This is a genomic window from Enterobacter sp. V89_11 (genome assembly GCF_029967775.1).
Classification (GTDB): domain Bacteria; phylum Pseudomonadota; class Gammaproteobacteria; order Enterobacterales; family Enterobacteriaceae; genus Enterobacter; species Enterobacter ludwigii.
In genome coordinates this window covers 19,100-38,227 of the sequence record NZ_JASCAN010000002.1, presented here as the reverse complement: position 1 = coordinate 38,227, position 19,128 = coordinate 19,100, and the positions used below count along the sequence as shown (strand labels likewise).

The 19,128-nt window shown below is 58.5% G+C and carries 12 protein-coding genes; 4 read left to right on the top strand and 8 right to left on the bottom strand.

What is annotated here, in order from left to right:
- Window positions 1-156: 156 nt before the first annotated feature.
- Window positions 157-1,554, bottom strand: a complete 1,398-nt coding sequence (locus QLG09_RS01720; RefSeq protein WP_282488696.1) for a NarK family nitrate/nitrite MFS transporter — start codon at window positions 1,552-1,554, stop codon at window positions 157-159.
- Between the two features lie 309 nt (window positions 1,555-1,863).
- On the opposite strand from QLG09_RS01720, the gene narX reads away from it, so the two are divergent.
- Both narX and narL read left to right on the top strand, forming a co-directional pair.
- Entirely contained in the window at window positions 1,864-3,660 is a 1,797-nt protein-coding gene (gene narX / locus QLG09_RS01715) for a nitrate/nitrite two-component system sensor histidine kinase NarX (RefSeq protein ID WP_252067973.1), read from the top strand.
- Window positions 3,653-4,303 (top strand): two-component system response regulator NarL, encoded by a 651-nt coding sequence (narL, locus tag QLG09_RS01710; protein ID WP_003856701.1) that lies wholly within the window; start codon window positions 3,653-3,655, stop codon window positions 4,301-4,303. Before narX ends, narL begins: the two co-directional genes overlap by 8 nt.
- 3 nt (window positions 4,304-4,306) lie before the next feature.
- Here narL and QLG09_RS01705 read toward each other — a convergent pair whose 3' ends face one another.
- The 7 genes from QLG09_RS01705 to nasR all read right to left on the bottom strand — a co-directional run bounded on the left by QLG09_RS01705 (window position 4,307) and on the right by nasR (window position 16,624).
- Window positions 4,307-5,713: a YchO/YchP family invasin gene (locus QLG09_RS01705; protein ID WP_032669735.1), complete on the bottom strand. Its 1,407-nt coding sequence runs from the start codon at window positions 5,711-5,713 to the stop codon at window positions 4,307-4,309.
- 75 nt (window positions 5,714-5,788) lie between these two features.
- Window positions 5,789-8,287 carry a nitrate reductase gene (locus QLG09_RS01700; RefSeq protein WP_282488695.1) on the bottom strand — a complete coding sequence of 833 codons (2,499 nt, stop codon included), beginning with the start codon at window positions 8,285-8,287 and terminating at the stop codon, window positions 5,789-5,791.
- Complete coding sequence (gene nirB / locus QLG09_RS01695; RefSeq protein WP_282488694.1) at window positions 8,284-12,270, bottom strand: nitrite reductase large subunit NirB; 3,987 nt, start codon at window positions 12,268-12,270, stop codon at window positions 8,284-8,286. The genes QLG09_RS01700 and nirB overlap by 4 nt, the downstream gene beginning before the upstream one ends.
- 11 nt (window positions 12,271-12,281) lie before the next feature.
- On the bottom strand, window positions 12,282-13,070 hold the full coding sequence (locus QLG09_RS01690; RefSeq protein WP_014170481.1) for an ABC transporter ATP-binding protein: 789 nt from the start codon (window positions 13,068-13,070) through the stop codon (window positions 12,282-12,284).
- 9 nt (window positions 13,071-13,079) lie between these two features.
- The gene (ntrB, locus tag QLG09_RS01685) at window positions 13,080-13,961 is read right to left on the bottom strand and encodes a nitrate ABC transporter permease (protein ID WP_014170482.1); all 882 of its coding nucleotides are present in this window, start codon (window positions 13,959-13,961) and stop codon (window positions 13,080-13,082) included.
- A gap of 2 nt (window positions 13,962-13,963) precedes the next feature.
- Entirely contained in the window at window positions 13,964-15,211 is a 1,248-nt protein-coding gene (locus QLG09_RS01680; protein WP_032678342.1) for a CmpA/NrtA family ABC transporter substrate-binding protein, read from the bottom strand.
- A 228-nt stretch (window positions 15,212-15,439) separates the two neighbouring features.
- The gene (gene nasR / locus QLG09_RS01675; protein ID WP_113656314.1) at window positions 15,440-16,624 is read right to left on the bottom strand and encodes a nitrate regulatory protein NasR; all 1,185 of its coding nucleotides are present in this window, start codon (window positions 16,622-16,624) and stop codon (window positions 15,440-15,442) included.
- A 72-nt stretch (window positions 16,625-16,696) separates the two neighbouring features.
- Between nasR and QLG09_RS01670 the strand changes: the two genes are divergently transcribed.
- Window positions 16,697-17,050 carry a DsrE/DsrF/TusD sulfur relay family protein gene (locus QLG09_RS01670; RefSeq protein ID WP_282488692.1) on the top strand — a complete coding sequence of 118 codons (354 nt, stop codon included), beginning with the start codon at window positions 16,697-16,699 and terminating at the stop codon, window positions 17,048-17,050.
- A gap of 106 nt (window positions 17,051-17,156) precedes the next feature.
- Window positions 17,157-18,941 carry a methyl-accepting chemotaxis protein gene (locus tag QLG09_RS01665; RefSeq protein ID WP_282488691.1) on the top strand — a complete coding sequence of 595 codons (1,785 nt, stop codon included), beginning with the start codon at window positions 17,157-17,159 and terminating at the stop codon, window positions 18,939-18,941.
- Window positions 18,942-19,128: the final 187 nt, after the last annotated feature.

Here is a 19,128-nt window from a genome sequence, read left to right as displayed (position 1 = left end):
TTAACATCTCAGGTATTAAGGGGTAGAACGCCCTGTAAAGCGATGGCGATCACAGTGTTACCCGCAGGCATTGTTCCTCAAACGCCATCAGTATGTTGTAACTACTGTAGTAATAAAAAAACGCGGCCCGAAGGCCGCGCAAACGGATAATCACACTTACTTATTTTTCTTGGTATTACGGCCATATACCAGCCACGTAATCACTACGCAGGCGATATAGAAAACGAGGAAGACTTTCATTGCTCCTGCCGGAGAGCCGGTCAGGTCCAGAGAGATACCGAACGCTTTCGGAATAAAGAAACCGCCAATTGCGCCGATGGCAGAGATAAAGCCCAGTGCAGCAGCCGTATCCGTCGCGGCTTCACGAATGGCCTGCTCTTCGCTTCCGCCCTGCGCTTTAACGCGATCCATCGTCAGCTTGCGGAAGATAACGGAAATCATCTGGAAGGTCGATGCGCTACCCAGACCGGCCGTCAGGAACAGCACCATAAACACGCCGAAGAAGGCGGTAAAGTTGCCACCCTGGCCATTGGCTGGCAGCGTCAGGAACAGCAGCGCACAGAAAATAGCCATGATCACAAAGTTCACCAGCGTCACGCGTGTTCCGCCCAGACGGTCAGACACCATCCCGCCCAGTGAACGCGCCAGGGCACCGATGAACGGACCAAAGAAGGCAAACTGCAGGATCTGCACTTCCGGGAACTGTGTTTTGGACAGCATGGCAAAGCCTGCGGAGAAACCGATAAACGACCCGAAGGTTGCCAGATAAAGCAGCGCCATGACCCACAGGTGGCCGCGTTTCAGCACCGGCAACTGCTCGCTCAGCGAAGCCTTAGATGCCGACAGATCGTTCATAAAGAACCATGCCGCCAGGGTGAAGACCACCAGGAACGGAACCCAAATCCACGCCGCATTCTGCAGGTACAGGGAAGAACCATCCGCCTGCTCGACGCCACCGCCGCCAAAGGCTGCAAAAATGGAGACAGAGATTGCCAGCGGTGCAATTAACTGCATCACGCTTACGCCCATGTTTCCCAGACCGCCGTTAATACCCAGCGCACCGCCCTGCTTCGCTTTCGGGAAGAAGAAGCTGATGTTCGCCATACTGGAGGCGAAGTTAGCGCCAGCAAAACCGCACAGCAGGGAGATAATCACGAACACGCTGAAAGGCGTGGAGGTATCCTGCACCGCAAAACCCAGCCACACGCAAGGTACGATCATGATGCCCGTACTGAACGCCGTCCAGCGACGACCGCCAAACACCGGCACCATAAACGCGTAAGGGACGCGCAGCAGCGCACCGGACAGCGACGGTAACGCGGTCAGCATAAACAGCTGATCGGTCGTAAAGGTAAAACCCACTTTTGGCAGATTGACTGCCACTGCACTAAACAACATCCATACGCAAAACGCTAACAGCAAACACGGAACGGAAATCCACAGATTCCGGCTCGCTATACGATGGCCGCGCTGTTGCCAGAACGCCGGATCCTCTGGACGCCATTCAGTAATAACGGCACCATTTTCCCTTTCGGGAGCGGATGAGTGACTCATAGACACCTCTGATTCTCGAATGATGCTGCAAACATTAGGGTTTTAGGGCGGCGGTAAGTTGATATAAATCAAAGGAAAAGTGGGAGGTTTTACAGCGCGAAAAAAGCCCTTATCCTTAGTGAGTAGGCTATTTCAGTAAAAAAGACGTGGTTTTTCACGGCACTGAAGCGTCTCCGATACTGCCTCCTCCTGCCGCTTACTCCGTTGGCAATTTAGGGGTAATCCTTTATTGGTATGGGTATACTCCTGGGTATGCACCAGAATAGCGCCATTCCTGCAAGCAGGCCACGTCAGGAGCCCGGCAACTCTATGTTAAAAAGATGTTTATCTCCGCTAACACTGGTTAACCAGTTGGCACTGATCGTTATGCTGTCCACCGCCCTCGGTGTGACCGGTATGGCGATTTCTGGCTGGCTGGTACAGGGCGTACAGGGTAATGCGCATGCCATCAACGAGGCAGGCTCTCTACGCATGCAGAGTTATCGCCTGCTGGCGTCGGTACCGCTGACGGAAGACGATCAGCCTCTGATCGACGAAATGGAGCGTACCGCGTTCAGCCCGGAGCTGGAACGTGCCGCCATCCGTGACGGGCAGGAATCACAGCTTAAATCCCTGCAAAACTACTGGCACACCCAGCTTCAGCCCGGTCTGAAACAGGCGCGCAATACGGAGACCGTGGCACGGGACGTCGCGGGCTTTGTGTCGCGCATTGACGCGCTGGTCTCCTCTTTCGATCAGACCACAGAATTGCGTATCGACCGGGTGCTGATGGTTCACCGTGCCATGGCGTTGTTTATGGGGCTGCTGCTGATTTTCACCATCCTCTGGCTGCGCGCCCGGCTGTTGAACCCCTGGAAACAGTTGCTGGCAATGGCCCGCGCGGTAACCGCACGCGATTTTACTCAGCGCACGCATATCAGCGGGCGGAATGAAATGGCGATGCTGGGCCAGGCGCTCAATACCATGTCCGAAGAACTCTCCGAAAGCTACGCCGTGCTGGAAAAACGCGTGCAGGAGAAAACGGCAGGGCTGGAGCAGAAAAACGAAATTCTCTCCTTCCTGTGGCAGGCCAACCGTCGTCTGCATATGCAGGTGCCGTTATGTGAACGCCTCTCGCCGGTGCTGAATGGCCTGCAAAATCTGACCTTGCTGCATGACCTGGAGCTGCGGGTCTACGATGTTGAAGATGAAGATAATCATCAGGAATTTACCTGTCAGTCCGACATGTCCTGCGATGACAAAGGCTGTCATCTTTGCCCGCGAGGCTTGCCGCCCCTGACCTCCGGCGGCACGACGCTGAAGTGGCGACTGACGGACAGCCATACCCAGTACGGTATCCTGCTGGCCACGCTGCCCGCCGGGCGGCATCTGAGCCACGATCAGCAGCAGCTGGTCGATACGCTGGTCGAGCAGCTGACCGCTACGCTGGCGCTCGACCGCCATCAGGAAAAGCAACAGCAGCTGATCGTCATGGAAGAGCGTGCGACTATCGCGCGCGAACTGCATGACTCCATCGCCCAGTCGCTCTCCTGTATGAAAATGCAGGTCAGCTGTCTGCAGATGCAGGATGCGGAGATGCCGGAAAACAACAAACAGCTGCTGAGCCAGATCCGCAACGAGCTCAATACCTCATGGATTCAGCTTCGCGAGCTGTTGACCACCTTCCGCCTGCAGCTGACCGAGCCTGGCCTGCGCCCCGCGCTGGAGTCCAGCTGCCATGAATTTAGCGCCCGACTGGGGTTCCCGGTGAAGCTTGATTATCAGCTGCCGCCGCGGTTTGTCCCCTCCCATCAGGCGATTCATCTACTGCAGATCGCCCGTGAAGCCCTGAGCAACGTGCTCAAACACGCTGACGCGACGGCGGTCACCGTTACCGTCAGCCAGCACGATAATCAGGTCAGGCTCACGGTTCATGACAACGGCTGCGGCGTGCCGGAAAATGCCGAAAGAACTAACCATTATGGTTTAATTATCATGCGAGACCGCGCCCAAAGCCTGCGCGGTGATTGCCAGGTTCGCCGGCGAGAGACAGGTGGCACGGAAGTCGTGGTCACCTTTATTCCCGAAAAACCGCTCACAACTGCTCAAGGAGAAACCCATGACTAATCAGGAACCGGCATCCATCCTGTTGATCGACGACCATCCGATGCTGCGTACTGGCGTTAAACAGCTGGTCAGCATGGCACCCGATATCACCGTCGTTGGCGAAGCCAGCAATGGCGAACAGGGCATTGAGCTTGCCGAATCGCTTGATCCCGATCTGATTCTGCTCGATCTCAACATGCCGGGCATGAACGGTCTGGAAACGCTCGACAAGCTGCGGGAAAAATCGCTCTCCGGACGCGTAGTGGTTTTTAGCGTCTCGAATCATGAAGAGGATGTGGTGACGGCGCTCAAGCGTGGCGCGGACGGCTACCTGCTGAAAGATATGGAGCCGGAAGATCTGCTCAAGGCCCTGCAACAGGCCGCCGCAGGTGAGATGGTACTGAGCGAAGCCTTAACACCGGTGCTGGCCGCCAGCCTGCGGGCAAACCGCGCCACCTCGGATCGCGATGTCAGCCAGCTAACGCCGCGTGAGCGCGATATTCTGAAGCTGATTGCCCAGGGCCTGCCGAATAAAATGATTGCGCGTCGCCTGGATATCACCGAAAGCACGGTCAAAGTGCATGTGAAACATATGCTGAAGAAAATGAAGTTAAAATCCCGGGTTGAAGCCGCGGTATGGGTACACCAGGAACGTATTTTTTAAGCATTACTCATCCGGCAGCAGCTTCCAGCGCGGATCGTCGGTGGGTAATGCCACTAGCGGTTGCGCCACAGCCAGCGTGATCTCATTGGACGAGACGCGCTTGCCATCATTATCTTCGACCACCACCGAAAGCCGCCAGCGGTTGCTCGCGCCTTCACTGTCATCCCAGGCAGGCATAATCACGCTCCAGCCGTCTTCGCTGGTATTGTTGGCCGGCGATGTCAGACTCAGCGCCTGCGTATCTCCCTGCCAGTGAAGCTGGCGAATCCCGTGCTTACTGCGGATCTGCAGCTTAAGCATCACGGTTTCGCCCCCTTTAAGATCCCACGGCGGTGTCGCCAGGTAGACGGACAACGTTTTGCTCTGGCGGAACTCCATCACCGGCAGGTTATCCCGCTCTGGCGAATCATAGCGACTGCCGCGCAGAGAACGGGTGGCGGCGACTTCACTGGCAGAAAGTTGCTTCACCAGCGGCACGCCAAAGCGGTAGTTGAGCTTGAGGCCAAGATTATTCTGGCTCACCCCACTCTCCCCTTGCTTATGCCCGGCGGTGAGGGTCACCAGCGGAACGGGGGTATAATTCAGCCCCAGATTGACCGCCACCGGGTTGTGATAACCGGTACCGCTGTTGAACAGGTCAACGTTATCACCAAAATATTGCTCAAAGCTGACGCTGGTATTCAGGTGATGGAACCACGGCAGCCACGCTTTAGCGGTCACGTCGTACCCCCGGGCCATGCGCTGCTCCTGAATGTCCGAGCGATCGCGCCAGCCGGCAAAGGGCTGATAATAGTTCGCAGACAGACGCAGGTTCTCGCCCCACACTTCCGCACCTAACCCGGCACGCTGCAGGTTTTCATCCAGCAGGTTGTCGTAAAAGGTGTTGTAGCCGAGCAACCATTTTCCGGCAACCCAGCGCTGTCCAATGCCGGCATTGCTCACCAGACCGTCAGTCTGCTGCGTCAGGCCAAGCTGGCTCCAGCTCAGATAACGGTTGTTATCGTTCCACGGAATAAACCAGCTACCGCTGCTACCGTTAAATTTGCCGTCGTCATCCACCAGCAAGTTCACGCTGGCGTTCCCCCACGGTGAAAGCCAGGATTCAATATGCTGGTTCACTTCGCCGCTCACCGCGTCACGCACCTTGCCAAAGGCAAACTGACGCGCCTGCTCGCCTGTCGTCAGGCCGTTATCGGTCATACTGGCTTCGCCAAACGCTTTCGCCATTTCTGCCAGATGTTTTTCGCCCTCGGTCGTGGGCGCCGCCATGCCGAGATCGGGCAGATTATCCCCGTTGTTATCAAAGGGGTTCTGTGCCTGTTGCACAAAGGAATTCGGCGCACCGTGAACGGCTCCGACCGGAATGAGGGGGAGTAAAGCAAGCAAACGAAGATGAGATGAAACAGCCATTAACGTCGTAAGAAATACCCGATGCTTACGTGAGAACACCGGGTACCTTACCGTTATTCCTCACGTTTTGCAGCCTTAAGAGGAATTTTCCGGAATATCCTGAAACATTGTTTTTAGTTCAGGCACACAGGAGCCGCAGTTCGTTCCGCAGCGCAGCCTGGCACCCAGCGCCGCGACGGAATCACACCCTCCCCCAATCGCCTCGCGTATGACGTTTTCCCCCACGCTGAAACAGCTGCAGATGATCCGGCCCGGATCGACACTGTCCCCGGTTCCCTGTCCATTCAACAACGCGTGGCGCTCAGCAAGCGTCACGGGAGGTGAACGAAACGCGGCTTCAATTACCGCGTGCGCCAGTGTCGGTAACGCAGTGCCTTCCCAGAACCCGAGCATCAATTGTCCGTCATGCCAGGCCAGCACGCTGCTGCGCTCGCTGGTCTGCGCGACCTGCAGCTGCCAGCCCCGTTCACTGGCGTACTGCATAACCCACGCCAGCAACGGCTTATCCCCCGCCACCGTCAGACGTGAGACTTTACGCCACCAGCAGACAGAGGGGGGAAGCTCCGGCAGTTCACGGGCATAAAGCTCACCCTGCCAGCCCGGCTGCCAGGGCATAATCCTGACGGCCGTCTGTTTACTCTCGGGCTGACCGGACAGCGGGTCACAGCGCCCTTCCACCAGCGCATTCACCTTCCCCTGGCGGGCAAACAGGGCATTCCAGTGCATTGGCACAAACAGCTCACCTTCTCGCTGCCCGTCAGTGATACGCACTCTTGCCAGCATCACCCCACGCGGAGAACTGATGCGCGCCAGCTGTCCGTCGCACAGTGAGAAGCGCATGGCATCGGCGGCGCCGATCTCAACACACGGCTCAGCACTATGCTGCATCAGTTTCGGGACGTACCCCGTCCGGGTCATGGTGTGCCACTGATCGCGGATACGCCCGGTATTGAGAATCAGCGGGTATAGCGCGTTTATTGCCGCACCGTGTGGCTGAGGCTCTACCGGCACAATTTCCCGGCGCGCAAAGGCCCCCGCTGGCCACTGATAAGGCTCAAGCCGGTCCCATTCCTCACGGGTAAGTGACGCCAGTTCATGAAGGTTAAACGCCCGCGCACCGTCATTTTCAAAGGCCGAGAGCGCTGCATGCTCACAAAAAATTTGCTGCGGATGTTCCCAGGCGAAGGCTTCACCATAGCCCAGCGCCTGTGCCACCCGGGCGATGATCCACCAGTCCGGTTTGGTCTCGCCTGGCGCCGGCAAAAAGGCGCGCTGGCGCGAAATACGCCGCTCGGAATTGGTTACCGTGCCGTCTTTCTCCCCCCACGCCTGTACCGGGAAGCGGATATGGGCATAGCGGCTGGTGTCGGTCTCCTGCATCACCTCGGAGACAATCACCAGCGGGCAATGTTCCAGCGCCTGGCACACCGCGTGGCTGTCCGGCAGCGAGACGGCAGGATTGGTGCCCATGATCCACACCGCTTTCACTTCGCCGCGGGCGATCGCATCAAACAACTCCACCGCCATCAGGCCCGGCGTCTGGGCCAGTCTTTCTGTACCCCAAAAACGCGCCACCCGCGAAAGAGACTCCGGCTCGAAATTCATGTGAGCGGCAAGCTGGTTCGCCAGCCCACCCACCTCCCGCCCCCCCATCGCGTTAGGCTGTCCGGTCAGCGAAAACGGTCCGCAACCCTGACGGGCGAATTTTCCGCTGGCCAGATGAACGTTGATGATGGCATTACACTTGTCGCTGCCGCTTGAGGACTGATTAATGCCCATGGTGTAGAGCGTGATGGCCCGCGGCGCAGTCACAAACCAGTCGTAGAAGGTCCCCACGACCTCGGTTGAGAGTCCACAAAACTCAGCCACCCGGGCGATGGGCCACGCGTCGGTTCCCTGAATCAGATTGAGTAAACCGACAAACAGCCCGGCGTCACTGCCGGGCGTAAGCGCCAGATGCAGGTCAGCAATATCGCAGGTGGCCGTTTTGCGTGGGTCGATAACCACAACTTTCATCGCAGGATTGTTCTGGCGCGCCTGTACCAGCCGCTGATACAGCACCGGATGGGTCCATGCCGCATTTGACCCGACCAGCACCACCAGATCGCTGTTTTCCACATCCTCATAGCTGCACGGCACCACATCTTCACCAAACGCGCGCTTGTAGCCTGCCACCGCGGACGACATACAGAGCCGCGAGTTGGTATCTATGTTTGCCGCACCGATAAACCCTTTCATCAGCTTATTGGCGGCGTAATAGTCCTCAGTCAACAGCTGGCCGGAGGCGTAAAACGCCACCGCCTGTGGTCCCCAGGTGTCGATGATGGTCTGCAGCCGTTCACCTGCCGCCGCCAGCGCCCGGGACCATTCCACCTCCTGCCCGTCGACCACCGGGTGCAGCAGTCGCCCCTGCAGACCGGTCGTTTCGCCTAATGCCGAGCCTTTAACGCACAGGCGTCCAAAACTGGCGGGATGGCGTTCATCTCCGCGCACGGTGACCTTCTCGCCCTCTACCGTTGCGATCACGCCGCAGCCCACCCCGCAGTAGGGGCACGTCGTTCGGGTTTCATTCATGACGCCTCCGCACGCAAGATCTGCGCGTCGTTCCCGACCCACACCTGACCGTTTTCTATTTTCACCGGCCAGGCGCGCACCGCAGGTTCCCCGTTATCGGCCTGACAGCCGTCGCGCAGACGGATACGCTGCTTATAGAGCGGAGAGATGACCACCGGCTCGCCGGCAGCATCGCCGAGAATACCGCGTGAAAGCACGTTTGCTGTGCTGCCCGGCTCGAGGTCGTCGAGGGCATAGACAGATTGACCAAAGCGGAAAAGCGCAATCGGTTTTCGCCCCAGCCGGGCGCCGATCCCCGCCTGCTCAGGGATCTCATCGATAGCGCAGACCGCTTGCCAGCGTTTATTCTCCTCCACCGGCTGACGGTTCACTTCGGTACGGAACAGCGCCAGACGGCTCGGATCGTTAAGCGTGGTCTGCCATTCACACTGGTAGGTTTCCACCACGCGGGCCATCTCCTGTTCCAGCTCGTGCGCAATGCCCAGGCTGTCGTGAAGAATCACCTCGCGCAGGTAGTCGATCCCCCCTTCCAGATTGTCCATCCACGTACTGGTACGCTGCAGGCGATCCGCCGTGCGGATGTAGAACATCAGGAAGCGGTCGACGGTACGGATCAGCGTCTCGTCATCCAGATCGCTGGCAAAGAGGTCCGCATGGCGCGGTTTCATGCCGCCGTTACCGCAGAGATAAAGGTTCCAGCCTTTGTCGGTCGCAATGACGCCCACATCCTTGCTCTGAGCCTCCGCACATTCACGGGTACAACCGGACACGGCCATTTTAATTTTGTGCGGCGCGCGTAAGCCTTTATAGCGGTGCTCAAGCGTGACCGCGAGACGCGTGGAATCTTGCACGCCATAGCGGCACCAGGTCGACCCGACGCAGGATTTCACCGTGCGCAGGGATTTACCGTACGCGTGACCGGTCTCAAATCCGGCCTCCACCAGCGCCTGCCAGATCGCCGGCAGCTGGTCGAGCGTGGCGCCAAAGAGGTCGATACGCTGCCCGCCCGTGATTTTGCTGTACAGCTGGTAGCGTTTGGCGATCTGGCCGATAGCTATCAAGCCGTCGGCCGACACTTCCCCTGCAGGCATCCGGGGCACGATGGAGTACGTCCCGTCTTTCTGAATATTGGCAAAATAACGGTCGTTGGTGTCCTGCAGCGGCAGATGTGCCGGTTTCAGCAGGTACTCATTCCAGCAGGAGGCGAGCACTGACCCCACCAGCGGTTTACAGATTTCGCAACCGTGCCCCTGCCCGTAACGGCTGATAAGCTGGTCGAAGGTACGAATATGATTGACGCGCACCAGGTGATAGATTTCCTGACGCGACCACGGGAAGTGTTCGCAGATGTCCTTTTTTACCTCCACGCCCTGCTCCGCAAGCTGGTACTCCATCACTTGTTTCACCAGCGCGCTGCATCCTCCGCAACCGGTCGCGGCTTTGGTGCACTGTTTTATGGCTCCAATATCCGCGGCACCGGCACTTACCGCCTGGCAGATATCACCTTTGCTGACGTTATGGCAGGAGCAGATCTGCGCACTGTCAGGCAGTGCCGCCACGCCGAGGGCTTTTGGCGCGCTCCCGGCGAAGGAAGGTAAAATTAGCGTTTCAGGCTCTTTGGGCAACGCTATGCCGTTGAGCATCATCTGCACCAGGGTCGCATATTCGCTGGCATCCCCCACCAGTACGCCGCCCAACAGGGTTTTATTGTCCTCACTGACCACGATCTTTTTATAGATTTGCTGCGGACCATGCGTCCATTGATAGCTAAGCGCGCCGGGTGTTCTTCCATGGGCATCGCCAAACGAGGCCACATCTACCCCCAGCAGCTTCAGTTTGGTGCTCATGTCAGCCCCGGTAAAGGCGCTCGCCTCTCCCGCCAGCGTGGCCGATGCCACCCGCGCCATCTGATAACCCGGGGCGACCAGGCCAAAAATTTTACCCTCCCACAGCGCACATTCGCCGATAGCGAACACGTCTTTATCGGAAGTCTGGCACTGGTTATCAATGCAAATCCCGCCGCGCTCTCCGGTCACCAGGCCACTGCTGCGCCCCAGTACATCCTGCGGGCGAATACCTGCAGAGAAGACCACGATGTCAGTTTCCAGCTGTTCGCCGTCCGCAAAGCGCATCACCAGCCCGCCGTTCGCAGAGACGATGTCGGTGGTGGCTTTGCTGGTGTGAACGCCCACGCCAAGCGCTTCGATCTTTTTGCGCAGCATGGCCGCGCCGTCGTTGTCGAGTTGTACCGCCATCAGGTGTGGCGCAAACTCCACGACGTGCGTTTCCAGGCCCAGCTGTTTCAGGGCATTCGCGGCTTCCAGTCCCAGCAGGCCACCGCCAATGACCACCCCGCGACGGGATTGCTTTGCCTGCGCGGCGATGTTATCCAGGTCGTCCAGCGTACGGTAAACAAAGCAGCCCGGCAGCGTGCTGCCCGGTACCGGAGGCACAAACGGGTACGAGCCGGTCGCCAGCACCAGTTTGTCCCAGTGGGTTTCATGCCCACTGGCGGTACGCACGACGTGTGCGTCGCGATCGATACTCACAATTTGCTGCGAGAGGCGAAGCTCAATGCCGTGTTCAGCAAAGAAATCACCGTCCACCAGTGAGAGCGATTCTGCGCTTCGTCCGCCAAAATACTCTGACAAATGCACACGATCGTAGGCGGCATAGCGCTCTTCGCCAAAAACGATAATCTGGTACTGCCGGTGCAAATTGCGCTTCACACAGTCTTCGAGAAAATGATGGCCGACCATACCGTGTCCAACCACCACCAGCGTAGGTTTTGTCATAGCGTTTTGTCCTGCAACCTGCGGTTGCGTAGTGAATCGATTGAACAGCCAGTCCGCGTGGGCGGGCGCAGCCGTTGCCAGTAAATCGGTGAATGTTGCCGCGTTGCGGCAATCCCCCATCAGCAGCACGCCAGCAAGCGCACCGCGATGCAGTAACAAACGGCGATAGTGACGGGTCAGCGGATCCCAGGCGCTCCAGACCACATCGTCCGGCAGAACCTCTGCTCGCCCGGCGCTGAACAGCTCCACACCGGGTACTTTGAGGCGCATGCCGCTGTCGGTCAGGGCAAATGGCGTGCTAGCCTCCCCAGCCAGCCGGGCGGCGAGGATATCTGCCTGCGCCAGGCAAGGTGCGACCAGGCCGAACGTCTGGCCGTCGATTTCACAGCACTCACCAATGGCGCTGATCGCCGGGACTGAGGTCTGCATCTGGTGGTTAACCACAATGCCGCGGACACAGTGAATGCCGCTGCCTTTTGCCAGTGCGACATTGGGCTGCACGCCGGTCGCCAGCACCACGCGAGAGGCGTTAATCTTGCGTCCGTTGTGTAACGTCACGGCATCCGCCGCAATGGCGGTCATTCCCGATGACAGTTCGCAGCGAACGCCGCGCTCCGCCAGCGCCTCTTCAAGCAAAACGCCTGCCTGCCGATCGAGCTGCTGTTCCATCAGCCACGCACCACGATGCACCAGCGTGACGTTGTCACAAGACCGGGCCAGTGCCGCAGCGACCTCAACGCCGAGCACCCCACCGCCCAGCACTACAGCTGGCCCCGGGTTCTCCTGAATCGCGCGGATATCGGCCAGCGTACGAAAGGTGAAGACATGCAGAGCGTCACCGCCCGGAATGGGGGGTACAAAAGGCGTCGACCCGGTGGCAAAGACCAGTTCGTCCCAGGCCAGCGTGGTTGCTGTGGTACGGACCTCGCGTTTCTCAACATCCACGGAGAGCACCTTTTCGCCCCGTCGTACCGTCACACCCCGTGCGTGATACCAGGCGTCATCCTGCAGGCGGATCTGCTGCGCCTGTTTTTCCCCGCCCAGTACCGGCGAGAGCATGATGCGGTTGTAAGCGTGTTCCGACTCCTCGCCAAACACGGTGATCGTGAAGCGACCGGGCGCACGCTCGGTCAGCGAGGCAATCAGCCGTGTTGCGGCCATTCCATTACCGATAACGATCAGTCGCATCACCGCCTCCGTTACGCCGCTTTAGGCTGTTTTTCATAGAGGAAATGGAGGATCTGCTGACGCATATGGTGATAGCGGCTATCGTCCGCCAGCTGAACCCGATTGCGCGGGCGAGGCAGGTCAACGTGCAGCACCTCGCCGACGGTGGCCGCCGGGCCGTTAGTCATCATCAGTACCCGGTCAGAAAGCAGCACAGCCTCGTCCACATCGTGGGTGATAAGCACGATGGTGGTGTTCAGCGCCTGCTGGATTTGCATCACCGAGTCCTGCAGATGCGCGCGCGTGAGCGCATCCAGCGCGCCAAACGGTTCATCCATCAGCAGGACCTTCGGCTTCATCGCCAGCGCACGGGCAATGCCAACGCGCTGTTTCATGCCGCCGGAGATTTCCGAAGGCCGTTTATGCAGGGCATGCCCCATCTGGACGCGATCGAGGTTGTGTTCAATCCATTCCTTGCGCTCCGCCTTGCTCATGGTGCGGCGAAAGACCTGATCCACCGCCAGCGCAACGTTGTCGAAGCAGGTGAGCCACGGCAGCAGAGAATGGTTCTGAAACACCACCGCACGCTCTGGTCCTGGCCCGGCGATTTCGCGGTTATCGCAAATCAGCCCACCTTCGGTCGGCAGGGTGATCCCGGCAATCAGGTTCAGCAACGTCGATTTGCCGCACCCGGAGTGGCCAATCAGGCTCACGGTTTCGCCTTCGTGAATATCAAAAGAGACGTTCTGCAGCGCCAGAAACTCGCCGCTGGCGGTAGAAAAACGCTGGCTCACGGCCTGGACCTGAATTAATGGTTTCATCTTCGCTCCTTATTTTTCCTGCCAGCTAAAGCGACGGGCGATCAGCATCAGCCCCTGCTCCAGCAGCAACCCGACCACGCCAATGATGACGATGGCGATGAGAATGTTTTCGACGTTGAGGTTGTTCCACTCATTCCAGATCCAGAAGCCGATCCCCAGCCCACCGGTGAGCATCTCGGCGGCGACAATGACCAGCCAGGCGATGCCAATAGAGAGGCGAACCCCGGTCAGCACCGCGGGCAGCACGGCCGGGAAGAGGATCCGCCGCATGATGGTCCACTCGGAGAGCTGCAGCACGCGGGCAACGTTGAGGTAATCCTGCGGAATACGACGTACCCCTTCGGCGGTGTTAATCACCATTGGCCATATTGAACAGATAAAAATGGTCCAGCTGGAGGCGGGTTCCGCTTTCTGGAACAGCAGCAGGCCGATAGGCAGCCAGGCTAAAGGACTGACCGGGCGTAACAGTGCGATCAACGGGCTGAACATGCGCGAGCAAAAGGTGAAGCGACCGATCAGGAAACCGAGCGGGATCCCCGCGAGCGCCGCCAGACCAAAGCCCACCGCCACGCGCTGCAGCGAAGCGAGCACGTTCCAGCCGATACCCATATCGTTTGGCCCGTCGCGGTAAAACGGGTCAGCGAAGAGCGTTAACGCGGAATCCAGCGTGCTGAGCGGCGTCGGGAACCCTTTGCTGTTGATCGCGGCCAGTTGCCAGAGCAACACCAGTAACCCGAGCCCCAGCAGCGCCGGGATCACGCGCTGCAGAAGGTCATTCATCCGTCGCGTGAACGTCGGTGCGCGGCGGCGAACCTGTACCGGAGGGAGGGTAATCACTTCCCCGCTCGCCGGCGTCTCGTCTTTCGATTTCGTGCTGTGCAGATGCTGCATAATCAGGCCCCTTTACGGTGAATAGCGAAGCGGTTGGCGTAACCGTCCGGATCGGTACCGTTCCAGACGGTACCGTCCATCAGGGTGCTGCTGCGATACGGTGATGACGGGGTGGATATGCCTCCCACCGCCGTGGCGGCATCCTGCCAGACCGAGGTCTGGTTAATGCGCTGCGCGATGGCGGCATAATCCGGCGCCGATTTGAGCAAGCCCCAGCGGCGGAACTGGGTTAAAAACCACATCCCGTCGGAGAGGTACGGATAGCTGACGGCACCCTCGTTGAAGAAACGGATCGGATGCGCATCCTGCCAGCGCTGGCCAAGCCCGTTGTCGTACTCTCCCAGCATCCGTCCGGTGAGATACTGCTCTTTGGTGTTCAGCCACGCCCGGCGAGCGAGGATTTGGGCGGTCTCACGTTTGTTGTCTGGTGATGCATCGATCCAGCGTGCGGCTTCCAGTACCGCACTCACCAGCGCCCGCGCGGTGTTCGGGTTTTTCTCCACCCAGTCGCGACGTGTGCCAAGAATTTTTTCCGGATGATCGGCCCAGATCGACTGGGACGTTGCGGCGGTAAACCCGATGCGGTCGTTAATGGCGCGCGCATTCCACGGCTCACCAACGCAAAAGCCGACCATGTTGCCAATCCGCATGTTCATCACCATTTGCGGCGGCGGCACAACCACGGTCCGGACGTCATCGAACGGATTAATGCCCGCGCTGGCCAGCCAGTAGTACAACCACATCGCATGCGTACCGGTCGGGAAGGTGTGTGCGAAGGTATAAGTGCCGGGTGCCTGCTGCCCAATCAGCGTTTTCAGCCCGTCGAGATCGCGAACGCCCTTCTCGGCCAGATCGCTGGAGAGCGTGATGGCCTGACCGTTCTGGTTCAGGGTCATCAGGTTTGCCATCTGCTGTGGCTTACCGGCAAGCCCCAGCTCCAGCCCGTACAGCAGGCCGTAAAGAATGTGGGCGGCGTCCAGTTCGCCGGCCACCAGCTTATCGCGCACGGCTGCCCAGCTTGCCTCTTTGGTTGGCACGATGGTGATGCCATATTTTTTATCAAACCCCTTCAGCGCCGCGATAACCACCGGCGCGCAGTCGGTTAACGGTATAAACCCAATGCGCACCGTCTCCTGCTCCGGTTTATCCGAGCCTGCCGCCCACGCGGCCTGCATGACACCCGGTAACAACATGGCGCCGCTCGCCAGCATGCTGGCCTGTAAAAACCGCCGTCTCGACAAATCCGCCATGACCACTCCTGAAAAAAAGACAAAAAAAAGCGCCCACCCGTGCCGAAGCACCGCTGGACGCCTTTATCCCGAAGACAGATGCACCGCCGTTGGCGCACCGTCAAAAATGGTTAATCAGATAATGCAAAGGGAATGCCAGGTTTTACTGCCCTGTTTTCCGGGCGTTTACCGGGAAATCTCCACGACCGCGCACCTCAATCAGGCACTAAATGCCCACTGATTGTGCAGCTACTCCTTAGGGGTTACCTGCCACAAGCTTTTCACGGTGAGCAGCGCGCGGGCGATATCTACCATGCGCTGGTTTTTGTCCATCGCCATTTTACGCAGCGCCGTCCATGCCTGTTCCTCACTCATCTTTTGATGGGTCATCAGTACGCTTTTCGCTTTATCGATGGTTTTGCGCTCTTCGAGCGTATCGCGCAGTGACGCGAGCTGACGGGAAAGCTGTTCTATCTCGCGCGCCTGCTGGCGAACCAGGGTTAACAAGGGCTTATCCGGATAAGAGGCCAGCGGATCGTCCTGCTCCTCAGCCGGTAGCGTGTACTCCTCCTGGCGATGGATACGCTCGTCCACCGCGATCATCAGATCGGCGATAACCATCTCCTCCAGGGTGCGCAGATGCTCAAGGCGTGCCGTTTGCAGAGCAAACCAGGCCAGTGCGGTATGGCCATTGTCAGCGGCTGGCTGGCGGGTACAGGCCACGCGCCTCAGTTGTTCCGTCTCACGGTCAGGCTGGCAATTCTGGGAAAAGGTGGTTTGCACATCCGCCGTGCTGTGGGTCATGAAAATCTCGAAGCAGGCCTGCTGTCCGTCAATCCGGTCCACCAGCCGCTGACGGATGCCATCGTCAAAATAGCCCTGCGTGAAGCCAATGGCGCCCAGCGCCCGCTCTTGTCCCGCCAGCTCTTTACCCTGCATCAGGCTATAAAGTGCGACAAAGCGGCCTGCGATTTGCGGATCGTCAATGCTGTCATTAAGCTGCGGTACGATACTGAGCAGATGACGCAGGATGCGACAATAGTGATCCATCGCCTGCGGGGCCGTGATGGTTTGCTGAATAACGCCGTCACGAAGGGCTGACAGGTTATCCAGACTGAGCAGCGCGCCGGCTATACGTTCGCACACGCCGCTGCCCTGGAACGGGGAGTGATTATCCAGAACGTCATAAAGCGCAGTGAGGTTCTCATTCACCAGCGCCCGGCTCGCTTTGCATTCGGCAGCGTACAGCTTACCCTGTGAGCAGAGCCAGACGTTAGAGGCTCCACGCTCGCACTGCAGCATATGCACCAGCAGGCTGATGGCGTTAACCAGCACGCCAAGCTGTGCCAGCCTGCTCAGTTGCTCCCGGCGCATCGACCTTGCACGCTGGAGCCATTCGGTCGCACCTGGCGAAATGCCAGCCATTAATGTCATGCTTACTCTCCCGGACAGCGAAACCCTGGATAGCTAAGCAATATTCGTGCCTTTAAAAGAACAGGAGTCAACATGCAAAAGATTGTTATCGTCGCCAACGGTGCGGCTTACGGCAGCGAATCCCTTTTTAACAGCCTGCGTCTGGCGATCGCGCTACGTGATAAAGAGAGTGAACTGGAGTTACGGCTCTTTTTAATGTCGGATGCGGTCACCGCCGGGCTGAAGGGACAAAAACCGGCAGAAGGTTACAACCTCCAGCAGATGCTGGAGATCCTGACCGCGCAAAACGTTCCGGTCAAACTGTGCAAGACCTGCACCGACGGGCGCGGCATCACCGGATTGCCACTGATTGAAGGTGTGGAAATCGGCACGCTCGTTGAACTGGCCGAGTGGACTCTGCGCGCCGATAAAGTATTAACTTTTTAATAATAAACCCGTAAAAATATTATTTTCTTATGGACGCGGTTTCAGCATCAAGTTTACCTGCAGGGTTGCCGATAGGCATGGAAACAACACAGCAGGTATTTCACTTATGTTCAGATCCATTCGTGCACGCATCATTGCCGCGACGACAGGTTGTCTGGTCGTCGCCCTTCTTCTTAATACTGTCATCAATTTTCAGGTCACACGCCAGGATAACCAGCAGTCACAGCGCGACATCCTGACCAGCACCAGCGCCAGCCATAACATGGCGATTGCGGACTGGGTGAAGAGCAAAATGACGGTTATCGCCTCCGCACAAACCGTTGCGCTCAGCGACGATCCGGTTCCGGTCTTTAAACAGCTTGCCCAGGCGGGTGGGTTCACTAACGTATACGTTGGCTATGCCAGCAAAACGGCGAAATTCTCTGAACCAGCGGGCGTACCGGCGGATTATGACCCCACGATCCGTCCCTGGTATCAGCAGGTCGTAAGCCAGGATAGCCCGGTCGTGACCGCGCCATATGTCGACGCCGGTAGCGGAAAACTGGTGGTGACGTTTGCCGTGCCGGTGAAAGAAAACGGTACCCTGAAAGCCGTGGTGGCTGGCGATGTGGCGATGGACAGCGTGGTAGCTAACGTGCGCGGGATCCACCCAACCCCGGCAAGCAGCGGGCTGCTGCTGAATAGCGATGGCACCGTCATTGCCGCCAGCGACCCTGCCCTGACGCTTAAACCGTTCGCCGAAACCCTCAAAGGCATTGACTTTGCGGCGCTGAAAAGTGGAAAACCGGTAAACGGGACCTTCAATGGCGCCGAAAAAACCTTCGTGGCAACCGCCGTGCCGGGTACGAACTGGATGCTGGTTGTTGCCCTGGACACAGGCGATGCCACCTCCGGAATGCGCTCGCTGCTGAAAGCCTCGGCCATCTCGCTGGTGATTCTGGCCTTACTCAGCGGCGCCATTGTTCACTTCCTGATTGCGCGTCTGCTGAAGCGCCTGTCTGACATTCGCGATGCGATGCATAACATTGCGAACGGCACTAACGATCTGTCGCAACGCCTGCCGGACAGCGGCGATGACGAAGTGGCGCAGATAGCGCAGGCGTTTAACGCCTTCAGCGACAAGCTCTCGGTGGTGATGGTACAACTGCGGGATGCCAGCGCATCGGTGAAAAACGCCGCGCGGGAAATTGCGGCAGGTAACCAGGACCTCTCAGGGCGTACCGAGCAGGCCGCCTCCAGCCTTCGCGAAACGGCCAGCGCCGTGGAAGAGATCACCGCGTCAGTAACCCAGTCGAACGAGTCTGCGGCTGAAGCCAATGACCAGGCGAGTAAGGCCTCTGCGGCGGCGGCTCGCGGCGGCGAGGTGGTATCGCAGGCCATCAGCACCATGCAGTCCATTGAAGTGGCTTCCGCGAAGATTGGCGACATCACCAGCGTGATTGACGGGATTGCCTTCCAGACCAATATCCTGGCGCTGAATGCCTCGGTGGAAGCCGCACGCGCCGGAGAGCAAGGCCGTGGGTTTGCCGTGGTGGCCGGCGAAGTGCGTAATCTGGCCAGCCGCAGCGCACAGGCGGCGAAAGAGATTAAAACGCTTATCGATTCCACCACCAACAGCGTGGCCACCGGCTCCCGCTACGTTCATCTGGCCGGGGAAAGCATGAACGAAATCCGCTCCAGCATCGGTAGCGTGTCGGGCATCATGCGTGAAATCTCCATCGCCACCAGCGAGCAGATGAAAGGCATCCAGGAGATTAACCATGCGGTGACCCATCTGGACAGAATGGTTCAGCAGAACGCCGAACTGGTGGTGCAATCTGCGGCTGCAGCCGGCGCGCTGCAGAGCCAGGCGGGCGACCTTGCTGAAACTGCCGGACATTTCCGCATTTAATTTTAGGGTGGCGCGCGTTCACCGGGCAAAACGCGCGCCAGGGTAAATTTTCAGGAATTTTGTCATTTTTGTTTAATCGTTACGCCATTTTTTGATCAAAGTCAGCATCCTCACCCTCCCCCTTTGGTGTTATGCCATGAGTGAATTGTGAACAATATCACGCTCGGATATGGCAGCAGGGAGAGCG

Bases quoted from the DNA above. Each gene is read 5' to 3' on its own strand.
- QLG09_RS01700 (WP_282488695.1), bottom strand. From the start codon at position 8,287: ATGAATGAAACCCGAACGACGTGCCCCTACTGCGGGGTGGGCTGCGGC.
- narL (WP_003856701.1), top strand. From the start codon at position 3,653: ATGACTAATCAGGAACCGGCATCCATCCTGTTGATCGACGACCATCCG.
- nirB (WP_282488694.1), bottom strand. From the start codon at position 12,270: ATGCGACTGATCGTTATCGGTAATGGAATGGCCGCAACACGGCTGATT.
- QLG09_RS01690 (WP_014170481.1), bottom strand. From the start codon at position 13,070: ATGAAACCATTAATTCAGGTCCAGGCCGTGAGCCAGCGTTTTTCTACC.
- QLG09_RS01705 (WP_032669735.1), bottom strand. From the start codon at position 5,713: ATGGCTGTTTCATCTCATCTTCGTTTGCTTGCTTTACTCCCCCTCATT.
- nasR (WP_113656314.1), bottom strand. From the start codon at position 16,624: ATGACATTAATGGCTGGCATTTCGCCAGGTGCGACCGAATGGCTCCAG.
- QLG09_RS01720 (WP_282488696.1), bottom strand. From the start codon at position 1,554: ATGAGTCACTCATCCGCTCCCGAAAGGGAAAATGGTGCCGTTATTACT.
- QLG09_RS01665 (WP_282488691.1), top strand. From the start codon at position 17,157: ATGTTCAGATCCATTCGTGCACGCATCATTGCCGCGACGACAGGTTGT.
- narX (WP_252067973.1), top strand. From the start codon at position 1,864: ATGTTAAAAAGATGTTTATCTCCGCTAACACTGGTTAACCAGTTGGCA.
- QLG09_RS01680 (WP_032678342.1), bottom strand. From the start codon at position 15,211: ATGGCGGATTTGTCGAGACGGCGGTTTTTACAGGCCAGCATGCTGGCG.
- QLG09_RS01670 (WP_282488692.1), top strand. From the start codon at position 16,697: ATGCAAAAGATTGTTATCGTCGCCAACGGTGCGGCTTACGGCAGCGAA.
- ntrB (WP_014170482.1), bottom strand. From the start codon at position 13,961: ATGCAGCATCTGCACAGCACGAAATCGAAAGACGAGACGCCGGCGAGC.